A 2,397-nucleotide genomic window follows, 5' to 3' on the forward strand; every position below is an offset into this window, starting at 1 on the left:
CCGCGTCTGCTGGCCGCCCAGCTGCAGCAGCTCAACCACCAGGCGCTGGCCCTGCACCAGGGACTGGAGGAGCGGCTGACCCTGGTAATCGCGCCCGAACTGCTGTCCACGGCCTGGGCCGCGCCGCTGCAGCCGCTGGTCGAGGAATTCCCGGGTCTGGAGGTGGAAGTGCTGGTGGCCGCCCAGGTCGATGCGCTCAAGGAACTGCATTCGGGCCGCGCGCATCTGGCCCTGGTCTTCGAGCGCCCGGCCATCGACGGGCGCGAGGATTTCCAGGAGATGGGCCAGGAAACCATGATCGCCGTGATGGCGGCCAGGCACCCGCTGGCCCGGCAACTGGGCGTGGACGGGCAGCAGCGCCTGGACGTGGGCCAACTGGCCGGCACGCGCCAGATCCTGCTGGCCAGCCGCGACCTGGCCCACACCGATCCGCGCTTCGTGTTCTCGCACCAGCTGTGGCGCACGGACAGCCACCTGGCGGCCCTGTCCCTGGTCTCGGCCGGCCTGGGCTGGGGGTGGCTGCCCTTCAGCGTCGCCGAGCCCCTGCTGCAGACGGGCGCGCTGCTGCGCATCCCGCTGTGCAACATCAGCAACGGCACCCAGCTGTTCGTCGATTGGGTGTGGTCCAAGGAGCGCCCGCTGGGGCTGGCGGCGCGGCGGTTCGTGGAGCAGTTGCAGGTGCCGGTGCGGCCGTTGCCGGACAGCGATGCGGATCGCATCGGGTAGCATCTCTCGCCATATCGGACCAAAAATCCACATCTCCAGCAGCAGGTCACACAAGAGGAAGGGAAAACATGTTCTTTGATCATCATCACAGCAAGACCGCCATCGCACTGGCCCTGGGCGCCGTTCTGGCCGGTTGCGGCGGAGGTGGAGGCGGCGGCCCGTCCGGCCCGTCTTCGCAGTTGACCGCCGCCTGCTCGGGCACGGCCTGCGGCGCGGCCAATGCCACCACCTATTCGGGCCAGGGCGTGGGCGTCTGGAGCTACACCAACACCACGCAGGCCGAGCAGCAGATCCCTGTGGGTCTGACCAACCTGGGCAGCAAGCAGGTCACGCTGATCTACACCAACAACGGCGACGCCAGCGTGCCCATGCCCGCCCTGACGCTGACTCCGCCTGCGGCGACCACCGCCACGGCCCAGAAAAGCCTCAGCGCCGCACCCGCAACGGTCAACCGGATTCCCGAGCGCATCCGCAACTTCAAGCCCCGCCTGACGGCAGCGGACATGCAGGCGCGGCAATCCATCAAGCCGCAGGCAGCGGCGATGCTGCCCGTGGGCAGCCAGCGCAGCTGGTTCGTCCAACCCGGCGACTCCCGCATCGAAGCCCGCCAGGCCACGCTCAGACGCCAGGCCAGCGTGCCCACGCCCACCGGCACCCGCACCATCAACGTCTGGCTGGAAGACAGCGAGTACGACGCTGCCAAGGTCAGCGATGCGATGCTCGACACGCTGCTCCAGCGATTCACCAGCGGCTCCGACGCGGTCTATCCCCTGATCACGGGGCTGTCGGGCGAGCCCTGGGGCGCTCACTCCTACAGCAACCTCATCGACCCCGAACAGCCCCTGGACATCGTGTTCGTGAATTTCGTTCCGGACCGCACTCCGTACGGGCTGCTGGGCTATTTCTGGTCTCTGAACAACTTCAAGCAGGACCCGGCGAACCCCGACCTCAAGTACAGCAATCAATCGCTGTCGTTCTACATGGATACGGAAACGCTGTACCTGGATCCTGCCGAAGGCATGACCAACCAGATCAGCACGCTGTCCCATGAGTTCGTCCACATGACGAACTTCTACCGCCGCAGCGTCCAGCTGTCCAAGCCGGGAACCGACTACGCGTTCGACACCTTCCTGGAGGAAATGAGCGCCATGATGGGCGAAGACATCGTGGCCCAGCGCGTCACGCCCGGCTTCAACTCCATCGCCAATGGACGCGTCCCTTCCTGGCTGTCCCGCTCGGGCTTCAACTGCGACCCCGCCGCCTGGAGCGCCGACACCGCCGCGCCCTGCTTCGGCTACGACGTCAACGGCAGCCTGGGCGCCTATCTGGTGCGCCAGTACGGCGTGGGCTTCTACAAGCAGCTGCTGAGCAACACCACGTCCACCGATTCGCTGCAGGTCCTGGGCAATGCCATACAGCAAGCGGGCGGCCCCACGCTGCCGGTCGCCATCCAGCGCTGGGGCGCCAACATCGCACTGCTGCCCGGCGATGTGCCCAGCGGCTATGGCTGGCCCGCGCGCACGGAGCAGGGCTTCACCCTGGCCGCGATCAACGGCAGCAGCCTGGCGTCTTCCCGGGTCCTGCCCACCACGGTACCGGTGAACCTCAATGCGCGCGGCCATTTCCCCTTCCTGCGTCAGCCTGATGCGCAAGGCACCTACCAGGACGCGG

Annotated in this window: 2 protein-coding genes; both read left to right on the forward strand. The window is 67.3% G+C overall.

The genetic code is table 11. The features are described from left to right. On the forward strand, positions 1–726 hold a 726-nt coding region (locus L995_RS05990; RefSeq protein ID WP_047470140.1), incomplete at its 5' end, for a substrate-binding domain-containing protein. Between the two features lie 68 nt (positions 727–794). Next, positions 795–2,397, forward strand: a 1,603-nt coding sequence (locus L995_RS05995; protein ID WP_047470143.1) for a M30 family zinc metallopeptidase, incomplete at its 3' end; no start/stop codon positions are given.

Origin of the sequence: Delftia sp. ZNC0008 (assembly GCF_000799035.1) — a bacterium.
GTDB lineage: Bacteria > Pseudomonadota > Gammaproteobacteria > Burkholderiales > Burkholderiaceae_C > Comamonas > Comamonas tsuruhatensis.